Annotated in this window: 10 protein-coding genes; 3 read left to right on the top strand and 7 right to left on the bottom strand. The window is 34.4% G+C overall.

Annotation, left to right across the window (positions count from 1 at the left end; translation table 11 throughout):
• Nucleotides 1-11: 11 nt before the first annotated feature.
• Complete coding sequence (locus tag VOI54_RS14590) at nt 12-3,080, bottom strand: SusC/RagA family TonB-linked outer membrane protein (protein ID WP_326283654.1); 3,069 nt, start codon at nt 3,078-3,080, stop codon at nt 12-14.
• Nucleotides 3,081-3,320: 240 nt separating this feature from the next.
• On the opposite strand from VOI54_RS14590, the gene VOI54_RS14585 reads away from it, so the two are divergent.
• The 3 genes from VOI54_RS14585 to VOI54_RS14575 all read left to right on the top strand — a co-directional run bounded on the left by VOI54_RS14585 (nt 3,321) and on the right by VOI54_RS14575 (nt 7,544).
• Nucleotides 3,321-4,343 carry a LacI family DNA-binding transcriptional regulator gene (locus VOI54_RS14585; RefSeq protein WP_326283652.1) on the top strand — a complete coding sequence of 341 codons (1,023 nt, stop codon included), beginning with the start codon at nt 3,321-3,323 and terminating at the stop codon, nt 4,341-4,343.
• Nucleotides 4,344-4,604: 261 nt separating this feature from the next.
• Complete coding sequence (locus VOI54_RS14580) at nt 4,605-6,302, top strand: beta-N-acetylhexosaminidase (RefSeq protein WP_326283650.1); 1,698 nt, start codon at nt 4,605-4,607, stop codon at nt 6,300-6,302.
• A 78-nt stretch (nt 6,303-6,380) separates the two neighbouring features.
• Nucleotides 6,381-7,544 carry an alpha-hydroxy acid oxidase gene (locus VOI54_RS14575; RefSeq protein WP_326283648.1) on the top strand — a complete coding sequence of 388 codons (1,164 nt, stop codon included), beginning with the start codon at nt 6,381-6,383 and terminating at the stop codon, nt 7,542-7,544.
• A gap of 22 nt (nt 7,545-7,566) precedes the next feature.
• Here the strand turns inward: VOI54_RS14575 and VOI54_RS14570 are convergent, their stop codons facing one another.
• The 6 genes from VOI54_RS14570 to VOI54_RS14545 all read right to left on the bottom strand — a co-directional run bounded on the left by VOI54_RS14570 (nt 7,567) and on the right by VOI54_RS14545 (nt 17,180).
• Nucleotides 7,567-8,433, bottom strand: a complete 867-nt coding sequence (locus tag VOI54_RS14570) for an AraC family transcriptional regulator (protein ID WP_326283647.1) — start codon at nt 8,431-8,433, stop codon at nt 7,567-7,569.
• A 260-nt stretch (nt 8,434-8,693) separates the two neighbouring features.
• Nucleotides 8,694-11,042, bottom strand: a complete 2,349-nt coding sequence (locus VOI54_RS14565; RefSeq protein WP_326283645.1) for a glycoside hydrolase family 2 protein — start codon at nt 11,040-11,042, stop codon at nt 8,694-8,696.
• Between the two features lie 167 nt (nt 11,043-11,209).
• A complete protein-coding gene (locus tag VOI54_RS14560) occupies nt 11,210-13,471 on the bottom strand; it encodes a GH92 family glycosyl hydrolase (protein WP_326283643.1) in 2,262 nt (753 codons plus the stop codon).
• A gap of 353 nt (nt 13,472-13,824) precedes the next feature.
• Nucleotides 13,825-14,679: a fumarylacetoacetate hydrolase family protein gene (locus tag VOI54_RS14555; protein WP_326283642.1), complete on the bottom strand. Its 855-nt coding sequence runs from the start codon at nt 14,677-14,679 to the stop codon at nt 13,825-13,827.
• A 19-nt stretch (nt 14,680-14,698) separates the two neighbouring features.
• The gene (locus VOI54_RS14550; protein WP_326283640.1) at nt 14,699-16,009 is read right to left on the bottom strand and encodes an L-fuconate dehydratase; all 1,311 of its coding nucleotides are present in this window, start codon (nt 16,007-16,009) and stop codon (nt 14,699-14,701) included.
• 241 nt (nt 16,010-16,250) lie between these two features.
• Nucleotides 16,251-17,180, bottom strand: coding sequence for a glycoside hydrolase family 43 protein (locus VOI54_RS14545; RefSeq protein WP_326283638.1), 930 nt, complete (start codon nt 17,178-17,180; stop codon nt 16,251-16,253).
• Nucleotides 17,181-17,297: the final 117 nt, after the last annotated feature.

The following is a 17,297-nucleotide window of genomic DNA, read 5'->3' as shown; positions in this document are numbered from 1 at the left end:
ATTTTTTTTAATTAAAAAGATATGTTTAACCCAAAAACAAACTTTTGCGTTAAAGGATAATACGTTCCATTTGTTCCATTAGGCGCTGTAGGGTTTACACCTTCCGGAAGGTTTTTATCAAACTTAATGGTAAACAAATTCTGTGCAGACACATACATTCTAAATTTATTTATAAAGATATTATCCAAAAAGCTATCAGGTAATGAGTATCCTAATGTAGCATTCCTCAACCTAAAGTAACCACCGTCATAAACGTAATGCGAACTGGTTTGTCCGTTATTATCTCCTAAAGAGGTTACCTGTACACGTGGATAGTAAGCTCCGGTGTTTTCAGGGGTCCATGCATTATCTAAATGAAACTTTTTAACATTACCTGCAAAGAACAAAGGATACACTAACCCTTCTGTTAAACGAAAATCTCTATTAGCAACTCCTTGACCGGAAAATGCTAAATCAAAGCCTTTGTATTCTAAACCAATATTTAAAGCAAAGGATTGATTTGGGAACGGGTTACCTATAATGGTTCTATCTGCATTATTAACCACACCATCCGGCACGCCTTCTATTATATTACCATCATCATCAAAACTGTTTATGTCAGCATATCTAATGTCTCCCGGTTGTGGTGAAAAATTAAATTGAGGTGGTGCATTATCAATTTCTTCCTGAGTTTGAAACAACCCTTCAGATACTAAGCCCCAAATGGAACCAAATGGGTCTCCAACGCGGTTAATCGAAGCTCCTGTTCCTCCTCCTAAGAACTCCAGGCCTTCTCCTAAACTTAACACTTCGTTTTTAAGTGTTGAAAAATTACCTGAAATACTATATTTTAATTCTCCTATTGCATCAGTCCACCCAATACTAAGATCTATTCCGGAATTCCTCATACTTCCAACATTGGCATCTCCTACACTCAAACCTACTGTAAAAGGCACCAAATCTTGTCTGGGGCCAATCAGATCTTTGGTATCTCTTCTGTAATATTCAATTTCAGCATTTAACCTATTATCAAAAAGCCTTAAGTCCAAACCTATATTTGATGATTCAGATGTTTCCCAGGATATTAACGGGTTTGGTAATACATCCACACCAGCTCCAACAAACAAGTCGTTTCCAAATATAAAATTGGTATTTCCTCCAATTAGGAGGTTAGACGTATATGGGAAATTAATAGTATTCCCATCACCGTCTCTTAAATCTTGGTTTCCTAATTGCCCCCATGAACCTCTTAGTTTTAAGAAATCTATAAAACCAACATTGTCAAAAAATGATTCTTTAGACACTACCCAACCTGCAGAAATTGAAGGAAAATATCCTGTTCGCTCGCCTGGAGCAAAACGCGAAGTCTGATCAACACGCAACACCCCTTCTAATAAATACTTGCCTTTATAATCATAATTTATTCTGGAGAAATAAGACTGTAATCCTCTCTGTGTAGCACTGTTACTTATATTATCATTATCTAAATTGGCATTACTGAATGCAGCAAATTGATCTGTTACAAAATCATACACACGTGCACTTAACGATTTAGATGTATATTTTACATACTCAAAACCTACTAGGGCAGTTATATTGTGATCACCAAAACTCCTATCATAATTAGCAGTGGCAGTAAATGTTTGATTAAAACCTCTTGAGTTTGATTGAGAAAGCTCAACCTGACTATCTGTACCGTAACTCCATAACACGGGAGTGTCACTATCCACTTCAGGATATTGTAACCATTGCTTAGAAAACACCTGTCTAAAAGAATCTAAATACTGTGGAGAATATAATGCAGAAAGTGTCAAGCCTTCTACGGGTTTAAAATTAACTTTTAATCGCCCGGTAAAAAAATTAGATTCCGTTTCATCATTACCAGCTTCAGATAAACGAGAAATTGGGTTACCTCCATTAAAGGCATTGGACCAAAGTCCGTTGCTATACTGTGCCGCATATATGGATGGGATAGCATAAGCATCCTTCACAATTTCAGCTAAACCAGCTCTGGATGCATATGAATTACTACGTCTAAAATTAACATCTAATATAATATTAAATCTATCATTTACCTTAACATCCGTATTAATTCGGCCATTAATTCTATCAATCCCAAAACCTTTTATATTACCTTGCTCTTCCTGATAAGAGAGTGAAGATGCGACCCTAACCGTTTCATTACCAGAAGTTATCCCTATTTGCTGGTAATTCAATAGCCCGGGCTCAGAGAATATGAGGTCTACCCAATCAGTATTAGGAAATCTATCCGGGTCTACAGCATTATTAGCTCTGTATTCAGCTATTGCATCCGCATCTGACCCCGTAGCTTCTAAATATTGAAACGCGTCTGCATTTTCAATTTTATCCGTAGTTCTATTAAATCCTATAAAAGAATTATATGTAAACTCTGTTTTCCCCTCTTTACCTCTTTTTGTAGTTACTAAAATCACACCATTAGACCCTCGATTACCGTAAATAGCAGCAGCCCCGGCATCTTTTAATACTGAAAAGCTCTCAATATCATTTGGGTCTATACCGTTTAAACTTGATTCTACACCATCCACAATAACCAAAGGGCTATTATTAGAAGAGTATGAACCAACTCCACGAATTCTTAAAGTTGCACCGGCACCAGGTTGCCCGCTACTTTCAATAGCTGTTAAGCCCGGAGCCAAACCTACAAGTGCTGTAGACGTTTGTACAATAGGCTGTTTAGCTATTTCTTGTGATTCAATTATAGTAACAGAAGCCGTTAAACTTTCTTTCTTTTGCGCTCCATAGCCAACAACAACAACCTCTTCTAATTGCGCCGTATCTTCTTCAAGCAACACATTTATTTCTTGCTGGCTGACTACTACAACAGTTTTTGTTTTGAAACCCAAATAAGAAAAAACCAATGTTTGTCCTTGACTTACCGATATTGAGTAATTACCATCAAAATTAGTTTGTGTTCCTGATGTTGTACCCTGAACCAAAATATTAACCCCTGCTAAAGGCATACTTTGGCTATCAGCAACATTTCCAGTAATTCTTTGTTGTTGACCCCATGAAAACAAGGTACTAACCAAAAGAATTAATAATAGATAATTTTTTTTCATTTAGTTTATTTTATAGTTAATTATATCCAAATGTATATTTCAATTTGATACAAAAAGCAAATAAACCCGCAATAATTACCGAGAACGATACCGGAAACGTTGTCATTTTACGGAAACGTTCTCGGTAATTATTATTTTTTTACTGAAAACTTTTTCGAAAAAGCATTATATTTATGAATATTTTTTATGCCTCATCTACTATCAAAAGATTAAAACCCTTTTCAAAACAATCTTATCAACATGAAACATGTCACAATAAAAGATATCGCCAACAAACTAAATTTATCCATTTCATCTGTTTCGAGAGCCTTTAATGACAAATACGATATAAAAAAGGAGACTAAAGAACTTGTTTTAAAAACAGCAGAAGAAATGGGTTACATCCCCAATCCTATTGCTAAAAAATTAAGTCAAAATAAAACATTCAATATTGGTGTTGTTGTACCGGAATTTATAAATGAGTTTTACTCTGAAGTTTTAATTGCCATACAGGATATATTGGTTCCAAAGGGCTATCAAATTCTTATAATGCAATCTGATGAAGATCCTGAACAGGAATTAAAAAATGTAAAAACCCTAATAAACAATATGGTAGATGGCCTGATAATTGCTCCAACTACCGGAAATCATGAAATCAATATGGATTTCTACTTAAAACGCTATAATAACGGACATCCAACAGTATTTATGAGTCGTATTGACGAGTCTATTCATGTTCCCAAGGTTTTATTTGATAATAAAAAATGGAGCTTTTTTGCAACCGAACACTTAATCAGACAAGGTTATAAAAAAATATACTATCTATCTGGCTACAAAAGTTTAGGAGTTTGTCAAAACCGAATAAATGGTTTTCTCAAGGCTATGAATAAAAACAAAATAAAACCGGAAAACTACAAGGTAATTGAGACCGGTCTTTTTGCTAACGAAGGCATGAATGTCATGGAAGATTTAATTTACAAACATGATATTCCCGAAGCTTTGTTTTGTTTCAATGACTGGGTTGCCATTGGCGCCATTAAAGCGCTTAAAAAAAATGCCTTTAATGTCCCGGAAGACGTAGCTGTTATGGGATTTACTGAAACCCGAATGGCTGGGCTTATCACTCCTCAATTGAGCAGTGTAAAGCAACCTACCAGAGAATACGGGATAAAATCTGCTGAGATTTTATTGAATCAAATTGAAAATAATATTTTTGATAATGAGACTACCATTTTAAACGGAGTACTAAATAATAGAGAATCTACTCCTTCAAAAAACAAGTAATATAAACTAATTAAATAGTGCAAAGAGAGTATAAGCATTTGCCTTTTTAATGGTAGTAGTTGAGACAAATAACATTTATTTTCGTCTCAATAAGTAGTCAACCTAGCTAATTCATAACCTTTTTCTTTTGAAAAGACATATCAAATGGAAATCAATAACTCAAAAATACAGGAATAAAAGATTTATACCAATACACTTTGATGATTAAAAAGTTGATAAAAAAAACGCTAAAACAAACATATTTCACTTTAAACAAAAAAAATGAGACAATTAATTATTTTACTTTTCTGCGCTTTATGCTTTTCTTGTAGCAATAAGTACAAAAATGCAAAAAATGCTCCTCAAGATTACGCTATTATTCCCAAACCTGTTCAAATGGAAATTCTGGATGGAAAATTTTTAATAGATTCAAAAACTATGGTTTCCGGAAGCGACCTTTTAAAAAACGAAGGAGCCTTTTTAGCAAATATACTCAGTACAGCTACAGGAGAGACTATTGCTTTTTCTTCAAAAGAAGAGGGCAATATTACCCTTAAAATAAATGAAGCCATTGAAAATGATGAAGGCTACCAATTAAATGTGTCTTACAATAAAATTGAAATTTCCGGTAAAAATGCAAAAGGTATATTTTATGGTATACAAACGTTAAATCAATTAATGCCTACAAACAGCAACACCGGCCTTACTGAAGAGTTAACCATTCCGGCTGTAAATATTAATGATCACCCCGGGTATAGTTACAGAGGTATGCATTTGGATGTAGCACGTCATTTCTTTCCTGTTGAATTTATTAAAACGTATATCGATTTAATTGCCATGCATAAAATGAATACTTTTCATTGGCATTTAACCGAAGATCAAGGGTGGCGTATAGAAATAAAAAAATACCCTAAACTTACAGAGGTTGGAGCATGGCGTAGTGGCACTATAGTTGGACATCATCCAGGTACTGAAAATGATCAAAAACATTATGGTGGATTTTACACCCAGGAAGATATTAAAGAAGTTGTAGCTTATGCTACTTCAAAACACATTACTGTTATACCGGAAATTGAATTACCGGGACATAGTAGCGCTGCAATTGCCTCTTATCCTGATTTAAGCTGTTTTCCGGAGGAACCTACAATTGTTACCAATAACATGATCTCTGACAAAGGCAAAGAAATACAAGCTGCTGGCACTCCTAAAATTGTGCAAGAAACATGGGGCGTATTTGATGATGTGTATTGCGCTGGTAAAGATGAAACATTTGCCTTTTTACAAGATGTTTTAGATGAAGTTATAACCTTATTCCCGGCAAAGTACATTCACATTGGTGGTGATGAATGTCCAAAAGCTAATTGGAAACGCTGTCCGAATTGCCAGTCCAGAATAAAAGCTGAAGGGTTACATGATGAGCACGAATTACAAAGTTATTTTATTCAACGTATTGAAAAGTATCTAAACAGTAAAGGAAAACAAATTATTGGGTGGGATGAAATCTTAGAAGGTGGTTTAGCTCCAAATGCTACTGTAATGTCATGGCGAGGAACAAAAGGAGGTATAGAAGCCGCTAAACAAAAGCATGATGTAATCATGACGCCTGGGCATTCTTGTTATTTTGATCATTATCAGGTAAAAACTAAAGAAGATAAAGCCAAAGAACCTCTAGCTATAGGAGGTAATACGAGCGTTGAAGATGTTTATGCTTATAACCCAATGCCTGAAGAATTAACGTCTGAAGAGCAAAAATATATTTTGGGAGCTCAAGGTAATGTCTGGACTGAATACATGAAAACTACCGACTATGTTGAATATATGATTCTTCCCAGGATGACCGCACTTTCTGAAGTTGTTTGGACAAATAAAGAATCAAAAGACTGGAGCGATTTTAGCAACCGTTTAAAAATTATGAAAAACCGTTATGATGCCATGAAGCTCAATTACGCAACGCATACATTTGAAAGTGACTCTAAATAAATAATTTAACACATAGTAAATCCAATTCGTAAAATTTTTACGAATTGGATTTATGAAACCATGCTTATTAATAAAAAAATGAAAAAAAAGCAGATAGAAATTGATACCAGATATCCATCTATTGATGATCTAAGAAAAAAGGCTAAAAAAAGAATACCAAAATTTGCCTTTGAATATTTAGACGGCGGCTGTAACGAAGATGTGAATTTACACAAAAACACCTCTGAAATCAGAGCTGTAGAATTATTGCCTCAATATCTTAGTAAGCATACAGGTTCTAGTATGCAAACAGAATTATTTGGCCATACTTATGATGCGCCTTTTGGAATTGCACCTGTTGGACTTCAAGGGCTTATGTGGCCAAACTCACCGGAAATTTTGGCTAAGTCGGCTTTTGAGCATAATATTCCTTTTATATTAAGTACGGTAACCACCAGTAGTATAGAACGTATTGCCGAAATCACCGAAGGAAGAGCATGGTTTCAGTTATATCACCCCGCAGAAAATAGTTTACGCGATGATATTTTAAAAAGATGTGATGAATCCGGATATGACACCTTGGTCATCCTTTGTGATGTACCTACCTTTGGTTTTAGACCCAGAGATATTCGTAACGGACTGGCAATGCCTCCAAAAATGTCAATAAAAAACATTTTACAAATTTTAGGAAAACCTAAATGGGCTTTAAACACCTTAAAATATGGACAACCAAATTTTGAAACATTAAAACCATATATGCCTAAAAATCTTGATTTAAAGCAACTAGGTAAATTTATGGACCAAACATTTTCTGGCAGGTTAAATGAAGAAAAAATAAAGCCTATTAGAGATCTGTGGAAAGGCAAATTGGTATTGAAAGGTGTTGCCAACGAGCTGGATGCCGAACGCGCCATTAAGTTAGGGCTTGACGGTATAATTGTATCTAATCATGGAGGCAGGCAGCTTGATGCCGGGGAATCCACTATTAAACCTTTAACCAGAATTGCTGAAAAATATAGTAAAGACATAAAAATAATGATGGATAGCGGCTTGCGGTCTGGCCCTGATATTGCGAGAACTATGGCCAGTGGAGCCGAATTCACCTTTATGGGGCGCTCTTTTATGTACGGTGCCGCTGCACTAGGAAAAAAAGGAGGTGATCACACCATTTCACTTTTAAAAACTGAGTTGCAACAGGTCATGGAGCAAATTTGTTGTGAAAATGTAAAAGATTTTCCGAATCATTTGATTTTAAAAAAGTAATATTTATTAACTACAATATTCCTTAATTATACTTTTTGCTATATTCTGAAGGCGAAACATTTTTTATATTTCTAAATTGTCTATTAAAATTAGAAATATTATTAAATCCGCTATCATAGCATATTTCTGATATATTTAATACATCTTCCTGAAGTAGTTTACAGGCATACCCTATTCTTAATTCATTAACATATCTGGAAACTGTTTTTTTATTAACTTTCTTAAAATATCTACAAAACGCAGAATTATTCATATTAGCTATTGAGGCCAATTCTTTTAACTCAATATTCTTTCGAAAATTGCCATATATATAATCATAAACCTTAACCATTCTATGATGGCGCCCTTCCCGGTAAGTATCACTAAAAGCCGGACTACTCATAATAATATAATTCTTTTTATCATCTGCTAAAACCTGAAACATACGCAACAAAGCAATTATTTTTTCATAGTCTGGTTTACCAAACAACTCTCCAAAAATATTTTTTATCATCAAAGCTGATTTCTTACTAAATTTTATCCCCAGCTTCGCATCATTTAAAAATGGTTTTAGTTTTGCCGTTTCCGGCAAGTCAAATAAATTATTATTCATAAATTCTTTATCCAGATGAATAACCCATGCTTCAGCTATCAATTCAGAATCTCCATCAAAATACTCTTCATCATTCAAAAGCAAATGTGGGATATTACTACCTATCAAAAACAAATCTCCCGGTTTAAAACGCTCCATTTGATCTCCAATAAAAAAAGTCCCCGTGCTCTTTCTTATTAGAACCAATTCTGTTTCAGGATGAAAATGCCATACTTTAAAAAAATAAGGATATGAGTTTATTTTATCAGAAAAAGTTTGATATAAATTATTCGATCTATTTACAAGCTGAGGTTTCATCCTTAAGTATTCTTAAAAATCATTAATGAATTGAAAGTAACTATGTCAAATTTAAAAAAAAACTGAATATTACAACCTAACTAGATCATCTTCTTAGAGAATTAATTTGTAAACCCAAGCTTTGAATAACACGAAATTATTGATTTGCCTGTATTTCAATAATTATGAAGTTTTGCGCCTGGATTTAAATGCATCAAACCGGATTAATTTTTTATAAAAATTACACCTCTTCAAGAAATTGATATGCAAATATGTCCAATTTAAAGTTTTAGACTACTGACTTCCAACCCTTCTGAAAAAGCTGTTATTAAAATATCGTCAGCACCCGCTTTTAATTTTAATAAAATACTTGCTATACCTGCTTCAGCCTTAATAGGGTTCTCTCCTATTAATTCTGCATTCCCTTGTACTTTAAACTGTATTTTGTTTGTTGATACTGGCACATAATTTCCTGTCTCATCTACAATCCTTGCATAAATAAATACGACATCATTCTTATTAGCTTCAACCGGAACATTAAATTCATCTATAGCAATTTCTATTTTTTTAGGAGATCTTGGTGTTACCCGTATAGCTTCCTCAACCAACTTACCGTTATAAAACCCTTTAGCAACCAGCTTGCCTTGTTTATACTTAACATTTTGAAATGTAAATGGCGGGTGTAATAAATTAGTAGAATTTTTATCTGTATCCGGTTTTCTTCTCTCAATTAATTCATCATTTAACCATAACTCTACTTCTTCACAATTACTATAAACCTTAACTGTATTGAACATTGGATCATTCCAATAGTTAGCAATAAACAATACGGGATTATCTCTATCAAATTCTTTTTGACTGCTATAAAAGTAGTATGCAAATTTTGGAAGCCTGAATATATCCATTACACCTGAACTTTCAATATCTGGCGCATACCCCCTATTATAATCAAACATTAACCAATTGGCATCTCCGGCCGATTTATTGTATAAATTATCATTATGAGATTCCTGATAATTTAAGGCTTGTTGTGCTAAACGAACCTGTCCGTTCCCGCGTAACTGTCTGGAAGTACGTTCTTCCTGTTTCAAGTTTTCATATGCCTTCTGGTTAAATCCTGCATTTTGTGCATAATACTCCCAATCTCCATATTCAGCTATAAATATTGGTCTGGCCTTATTATATTTCTTCCAATAATCTGGTGCTTTTGCATGTTGTCTTGCGGGAATAAAAACATCATAGGCGTAATCTATCCAACCACAGGTATATACCCCTACTCCAGGAAATTCTTCATGCACTATATTATGAGCTTTATCCATAAATTCTTCTGTCATCCCAGACTCATTTAAAGAGGCCTCCCATAAAATTACTGAAGGATGATTTCTATCTCTACGTACCATTTGCCGAATATCGTTATAGCAATTTTCCTGAAATTCCTTATCTCCAAAGAATTGCCAACCCGGAATAGCATCCATTACCAATATCCCTAATTCGTCACAAGCATTCATAAACGATTCTGAATGCGGATAATGAGATAATCTTATAAAATTAAATCCTGCTTCTTTTATTTTATGCGCATCACGGTATTGCGCATTATCCGGTAAGGCGTAACCAATATACGGGTATTCCTGGTGGCGGTTAGTTCCTCTTATTTTATAAGGTTTCCCGTTTAAATAAAACCCGTCTTCTTCAAATTTTATTGAACGCACTCCAAACTTTACACTTTCATTATCAATAACCACCTTGTTTTTTACAAGTTCAATTTTGATTTCGTATAAATTTGGAGTTTCCGGACTCCAAAGCATCGGCTTTTTTAATATTATTTGATCTTCAAACTTTTCTACACTTTGTTTGTTTACAGTCTTCAATGGACTTTCAGATTGTGCCACTAAATCTCCTGAGACATCATAAACAGAGGTTTTAACTACTAAAAATGCCTCGGTTTCTGAACCATTTAAAACATCTGTTTTAATTTCAAGTTCTGCTTCTTCGTTATTAACACTTAGGGTATTTACAAAAACACCTCCACCGGCAATTATATCGGTTTGAATGGAATTAGTTATGTGCACCTTATCTTTTGCAATCAAATGAACGTTACGATACAAACCACCATAATAATTAAAATCCAGCCCAGCTATTGGTTTTCCTGGAGGCACTTGTTTATCGTCTTTGTTACTTAATTTTATTGTAATAATATTCTCTTTATCAAAGTATATATCATTTGTTAATTCTATATAAAATGGCAGGTACCCTCCTTTATGCTTCTTTACTTTTTTCTCATTAACCCATACTTCTGCTGTATGCATCGCTCCTTCAAAATACAGTGCCAAGTGTTTGTCTTTAAACTTTTTGGGTAAAGTGAACTTTTTGCGGTACCAACATACTCCCTGCCATTGTTGGCCTGTAATTAATGGCTCTACATTTGCTGTGTGCGGGAGCGATACGTCTTCCCAATTAGAATCGTTTATCTCTTTAGAATAAAACAGTGGTGTTTCAATGGAATCTTGCTTAATAAATTTCCAATCTTTATTAAAGTTAGAAATGATTCTTTCTTGATTTGGTTCATTCTTACTGTTTGAACAATTAAAAAACAGAAGTCCAAGCAGTAATATCCTTATGTTAATCTTCAAAATTGTGTTTAATTTTAAATGATTTATTCTTAGCTCTTCCTTATTATTCATAGTACATCAAAAAATTAGCTCTTGGAATTTTAATTCCTTTCAGATGAAATTAACCATTGAGAACACATACATCAGATCACACTTAAAATAACAATAGTGCTTATCTCCCACTCTATCTATTTTAAGCTAATATTTAGAACAGTCCCATTTACTAACGCTTTATGGGTTATAAAATAACTTTTCAACAGATTATCATTGATACGTATTTTATCAATATATTTTTTATTGTTCTCATTATTTTCTGATATGTTGGAAATGATTTCCAATGTATCATTTTTATAATATCTTTTATCTAAATGAATTGTTATTTTATTAAAAGCAGGTTTAGTAATAGCATATATGGGCTCTGCCGGAGAAACAGGATAAATACCCATCATACTATATATTAACCATGCAGACATGGTTCCCGTATCATCATTCCCCGGCAAACCATCTGGAGTATTTTTAAAATATTGATTTATTAACTGACTCACTCTATCTTGTGTTTTCCTCTCATAGCCTTTCGCATAATTATATAAGAACGGATAGTTTATATCGGGTTCATTAGCCATATCATATTGCCCAATTTCAAAAACCTTATCCAGTTGGTTAACAAAGGCTTTTTTCCCTCCCATAAGCTTCATAAGTGTTTTCACATCGTGTGACACCATAAAGGTGTATTGCCATGAGTTTCCTTCTATAAACCCCAGGTTTTTTTCAAAATTCGCACCTTTATCCGGATTAAAAGGCATATACCAGGATCCATCGTGGTTTTTAGGCCGTAACAGGTTAAATGTTTTATCAAATAGGTTTCTATAGGATACAGAGCGTTTAGAAAACATATTATAGTCCTCTTTTTTATTCAGTTGTTTTGCCAGTTGTGCAATAGCAAAATCTGTGATATTATATTCTTGTGTTGTAGAAACGGAACCACTCTTAGTAGTGGTGGTTGTCAGATACCCTTTATCTATATAATCCTTAATACCTGGTCGCAGCGGATTATCTTCTAACTGAAGTGCACTTTTTCGCATCGCCTCATATGCTTTTTCAATATCAAAATCCTGGATTCCCCTCAAATAAGTATCGGCCAATATTACTCCTGCAGGATCTCCAACCATAGTTGTCGTTTCAGTAGCATTCAATTCCCACTTTGGCAACCATCCACTTTCGTCATAGATATTAAGCATACTCTTTACCATATCAGACTGCTGCTTGGGATAAATCAACGACATAAGAGCATGCAAATTTCTATAGGTATCCCAAAGCGAAAACACAGTATAGCGTGTATCTTCTGTTTTCATGGTTTCACGCTTTGCCATACTTGGATATTCGCCATTAATGTCGTTTAAAATATTGGGATGGATCAAAGTATGATATAAGGCTGTATAAAAAATAGTCTTATCATCTCTGGTACCGCCTTCTACTTCAACTTTTGATAGTAAATCATTCCAGCGGGAAGCCGTATTTTCATGAATAGTCTCAAACGAATGTGATTGCGTTTCTTTTTCCAGGTTTTCTCTGGCATTCTCAATACTCACATAAGATATACCTACTTTCATTTCTACCTGGGTCGGCTCTTTAAAATGGTAAGTAAAATAGCTTCCTATACTATCACCAATGACTTCTCTTTTATAGCCCTTAAACAATCTGGTCTTCCCATTGTAAGACATCCATTGTGCTTCCACTCCCTTGCTTTTCTCCGGGGTTTTCCATATACCAAATTCATCAGCCGGGTGGCTGAATTTTGCCACAAAATATACCGGATAAGCTTCTTCTGGTTTGTAATAACAAAACGACCCAACGTTTCGTATCCCTTCAATTTCTGTAGGTGACACCACTTTTATCATAGCCCCCGATTCATTGGTTAAGCCTAATCCTAAATTAATAAGGATGTTAGATTGCCCTTTAGGAAATGTGTAACGACTTATCCCCACACGCTCTGTTGCTGTTACCTCTGCCTTTACCTTATATTTATCAAGCGCTACGGAATAATATCCTGGCCTGGCTATTTCATTTTTATATGTAGACCCGTATTTCAAATGATTTGTTTGGAGGTCTCCGGTGGTAGGCATAGCTAAAATAACGCCTAAATCCGGACAACCAACACCACTCAAATTCACATGAGAAAAACCTGTAAGAAAAGTGTTTTCATGTACATACGGATTAGATAACCATCTACTGTCTTTTTCATGTGGTAAGTTTTGTGGCCCTGCTACGTTAAAAGGGGATACACTAGCCATACCTCTTGGAGCTATAGCACCAGGGTTGGTTGCACCAAAATTAGAGGTTCCTACAAATGGATTTACATAATCTATAAGCTCCTGGGCACATATAAGATTAGATGTAATTACAATTACGGTAAATACAAGCTGCTTGATTGCTTTTTTTAATATCAACATAAAAACACTTAATTAATGACCTTATTATACATCCCTTCACTTGTTGTATTGATTAAGTGAGAGACTATAGCTTTTATTTTTTAATGCTGTAACTTTAAAAGTCCATGCATCTTTTTAAAAGTTTCTTATTTTGAATTTTATTTTTTCCTAAAAAAGCTGAAATTCATTCATATTTGATGACTCTTATTTCTTTATAGGTTTGCCATAGCTCTCAAAAAGTGTCTCTTCTGACAAATTTCAATTCATTTTAGACAAAACAGTTCATATATAAATATTTTAGGTTGCCATACAACAACCTAAAACTAATATTATGCCCTAAAATAAGTCTTTTTTTAAAAAGATCAATGTTCTTTTTATTTGGAATACGCTTTTGCCACTTGTTTGGAAATTCCAAGGCCTTCAACACCTAATTCCATAACATCACCGGGTTTCAAATATTTAGGAGGATTAAACCCTAACCCTACACCAAAAGGAGTCCCTGTAGATATAATATCTCCCGGAAGTAAAGTCATAAACTGGCTAATATATGAGACTACTTTTTGTACATTAAAAATAAAATCGGAAGTTGATGAATATTGTAATCGTTCCCCATTAAGTTCCAGCCATAGCTCTAGATTATTTGGATCTGCAATTTCATCTTTGGTTGCAATAAAAGGTCCTACCGGTGCAAATGTATCACAACCTTTCCCTTTACACCACTGCCCATCTTTTTCAATTTGGAAAGCACGTTCAGAAATATCATTGTGCAATACATATCCTGCTATATGATCAAAAGCTTCGGCTTCTTCAACATAAGATGCTTTTTTTCCAATAACTATAGCTAATTCCACTTCCCAGTCTGTTTTTTCAGAGCCTTTAGGGATAATTACGTCATCATTTGGTCCACATAAAGCTGTTGTAGATTTAAAAAACAAAACAGGTTCATTTGGGATTGCCATTCCAGATTCTTCTGCATGCTTTGCATAATTTAAACCAACACATACAATTTTTGAAGGACGGCATAATGGCGCTCCAAGCCTAATGTCATTACCAATTTCCGGGCAATCACTTTCATTAGATTTTAACCATTCTTCAAGCCTTTCAACACCATCTGTCCCAAAAAAAGCTTCATTGTAATCTTCGCCAAATGCAGAAACATCTATTCTTTTATCATTTATCTGCACCCCTGGTCTTTCATTATTCGGCTCACCAAACCTAATTAATTTCATTTTCTTATAATTTTTATAATTAATTAATCAATTCGTCTTTCCAAATTTTCCCATCCGGAAAAGAATAATCGTTTAAACTTTGTTCTTTAATTTCTATGCTATACCCCGGTTCTTTTGGTGGCATATACGCTCCGTTCTTAATAACTACCGGCTCTAAAAAGTGTTCATGTAAATGATCTACAAACTCGATAATCCTATCATCCAATGAAGCACTTATTGAAATATAATCAATCATAGAAAGGTGCTGTACATACTCACACAAACCAACTCCTCCTGCATGCGGACAAACCGGTATCTTAAATTTTGCTGCCATCAATAGCACGGCTAATATTTCATTGACTCCACCAATTCTACAACTATCTATTTGACAAATTTCAATTGCTCCGGCCTGCATTAATTGCTTAAAGACTACTCTATTTTGGCAATGTTCTCCTGTTGCTACTTTAATAGGAGCTACAGCTTTTGCTATTTTGGCATGCCCTAAAATATCATCAGGGCTTGTAGGTTCTTCAATCCACCATGGATTAAATTTAGCCAATTCAGACATATTACTTATAGCTTCATCTACATCCCATTTTTGATTAGCATCCATCATTAGTCGCAAATCATCTCCAATTTCCTCCCTGATAATTGCAGCTCTTCGTAAATCATCTTGTAGATCAGATCCAACTTTTATTTTCATATGTTTAAATCCTTGCACCTTGGCCTCTCTGCACAAACGCCTCATCTTCTCATCAGAATAGCCTAACCAGCCTGCTGATGTGGTATAAGCCGGGTAACCATTTTTAAGCAAAAAATCTATTCGTTCTTTTTTGGTATGCTCTACTTTTTTAAGCAGCTCTATAGCCTCTTCTTTAGTAATAGCATCCGTAATATAAGTAAAGTCTATACATGAAACAAGCTCTTCAGGAGACATCTCACCAATTAAACGCCATAAAGGCTTGCCTTCACTCTTGGCATACAAATCCCAAACGGCATTGACAACAGCTCCTGTTGCTAAATGGATTACTCCTTTTTCAGGCCCCAGCCATCTCAACTGACTATCACCGGTTATATGCCTCCAAAATCCGGCCATATCTTTTGTAAAAGATTCCAGAGTTCTACCTTTTATCAAATAAGATAGGGCTTCAATAGCTGCAACACACAGCTCATTACCTCTACCAATGGTAAATGTTAGGCCATGTCCTTCTAACTCTGGTTTATTGGTTTTAAGGATTACATATGCGGCTGAATAATCTGGATCCGGATTCATAGCATCTGATCCGTCCAATGATTTGCTCGTAGGAAAACGAACATCCTTTATTAAAATATCTGTAATTATTATTGACATTGGCTTTATAAAACTATCTATTAGTATATAAACAAAAATAGGATTTAGCTCTAAAGTTAACCGACACTACATAAACAAAATATACTATCATATTTGCAAGAAATCCTATTGCTCTTAGGCATACTAACAAACCTTAACAGGTTACTATCTTGAACATATCGCATTAAAACTTTTTTGGACAAACAGGAATGTAATTGTTAAGCATAAAAAAGAATAAAGACAGACCTGTTCTTTATAAATTTTATAGTTTAGTTCTTAATTTATTTAAAACATTCACTGGAGCTTTAAATACCGTTCCATGTCGGGTTCCTTCAGGAAAACTTATATCCTGTATGTCTTCCCAATGTTTCCAGTCTTTGGTTTTTTTAGCTCCCATACGGCCTTTTCTATACTTGTCAAAATACACAATCCATTCATTATTATACTTTACAATAGAAGGCCCTTCTGCCCAATATTCTTCTGTAATTGTAAATGGTTCTAATGGCTTACTGTATGGCCCTTCTGCTTCATTTGCTCTTGCTACTCTAAGGTTTTTAGCCGGAGACCACCTTGTTTCATCCTTAACAACCATTAGATAAGTATCCTTGTTTTTAATAATTGTACCGTCTATAACATTAAAACCTTTATCATAAAATAATTTGGTCTTGGTCAAAGTTTTAAAATCTTTCGTAGTTGTATAATACATACGATGGTTATAACCATCATCTCCAGTCTGATCGGTTTCAGGAAAACGCCCAGGAATGGTAGTTGACCAGCAGATTATATACTGTTCCTTTTGGTCATCATAAAACAACTCTGGTGCCCAACAGTTTTTAGCTTCTGCTTCATGCTCCATAACGGGGAGGTATTGTTGCTTAGACCAATTGATAAGGTCTTTGGAAGAAGCATAACCAATTCCTTTTTCTCCCCAACTTATTGTCCACACCATATGAAACATTTTGTCCGGACCAACTATTATACAAGGATCTCGCATAAGTTTATCTTGTCCTATTAAGGGAGCTAAAAAAGGTTTATCATTATTTAATGCCTGCCATTTTAAGCCATCTTCACTATAAGCAAGATGTAAACCATCTTCCCCATTTCCCTTAAAATAAGAAAACAATAAAATCTCCTTTTCATTGTTACAACTCAAAAACAGGTATAAAAACAATAATAACAGAACGTTTTTCATCTATTTTTTATTAAATCTGAAATAAAACATATAAAAACATTATCATCCTACACACCTATAGAACTGCTTCTCTAAATAGATAAAGGGTATATAAATACCACACAATTAATTGCTTAA

It is taken from the genome of Alterotamlana spongicola (assembly GCF_035818475.1).
Taxonomy (GTDB): domain Bacteria; phylum Bacteroidota; class Bacteroidia; order Flavobacteriales; family Flavobacteriaceae; genus Cognatitamlana.
This window is presented reverse-complemented; position numbering and strand designations above follow the sequence as displayed.

Excerpts from the sequence above, each read along its gene's own strand:
- VOI54_RS14585 (WP_326283652.1), top strand. The coding sequence starts at position 3,321 with ATGAAACATGTCACAATAAAAGATATCGCCAACAAACTAAATTTATCC.
- VOI54_RS14555 (WP_326283642.1), bottom strand. The coding sequence starts at position 14,679 with ATGAAATTAATTAGGTTTGGTGAGCCGAATAATGAAAGACCAGGGGTG.
- VOI54_RS14560 (WP_326283643.1), bottom strand. The coding sequence starts at position 13,471 with ATGTTGATATTAAAAAAAGCAATCAAGCAGCTTGTATTTACCGTAATT.
- VOI54_RS14545 (WP_326283638.1), bottom strand. The coding sequence starts at position 17,180 with ATGAAAAACGTTCTGTTATTATTGTTTTTATACCTGTTTTTGAGTTGT.
- VOI54_RS14570 (WP_326283647.1), bottom strand. The coding sequence starts at position 8,433 with ATGAAACCTCAGCTTGTAAATAGATCGAATAATTTATATCAAACTTTT.
- VOI54_RS14550 (WP_326283640.1), bottom strand. The coding sequence starts at position 16,009 with ATGTCAATAATAATTACAGATATTTTAATAAAGGATGTTCGTTTTCCT.
- VOI54_RS14580 (WP_326283650.1), top strand. The coding sequence starts at position 4,605 with ATGAGACAATTAATTATTTTACTTTTCTGCGCTTTATGCTTTTCTTGT.
- VOI54_RS14590 (WP_326283654.1), bottom strand. The coding sequence starts at position 3,080 with ATGAAAAAAAATTATCTATTATTAATTCTTTTGGTTAGTACCTTGTTT.
- VOI54_RS14575 (WP_326283648.1), top strand. The coding sequence starts at position 6,381 with ATGAAAAAAAAGCAGATAGAAATTGATACCAGATATCCATCTATTGAT.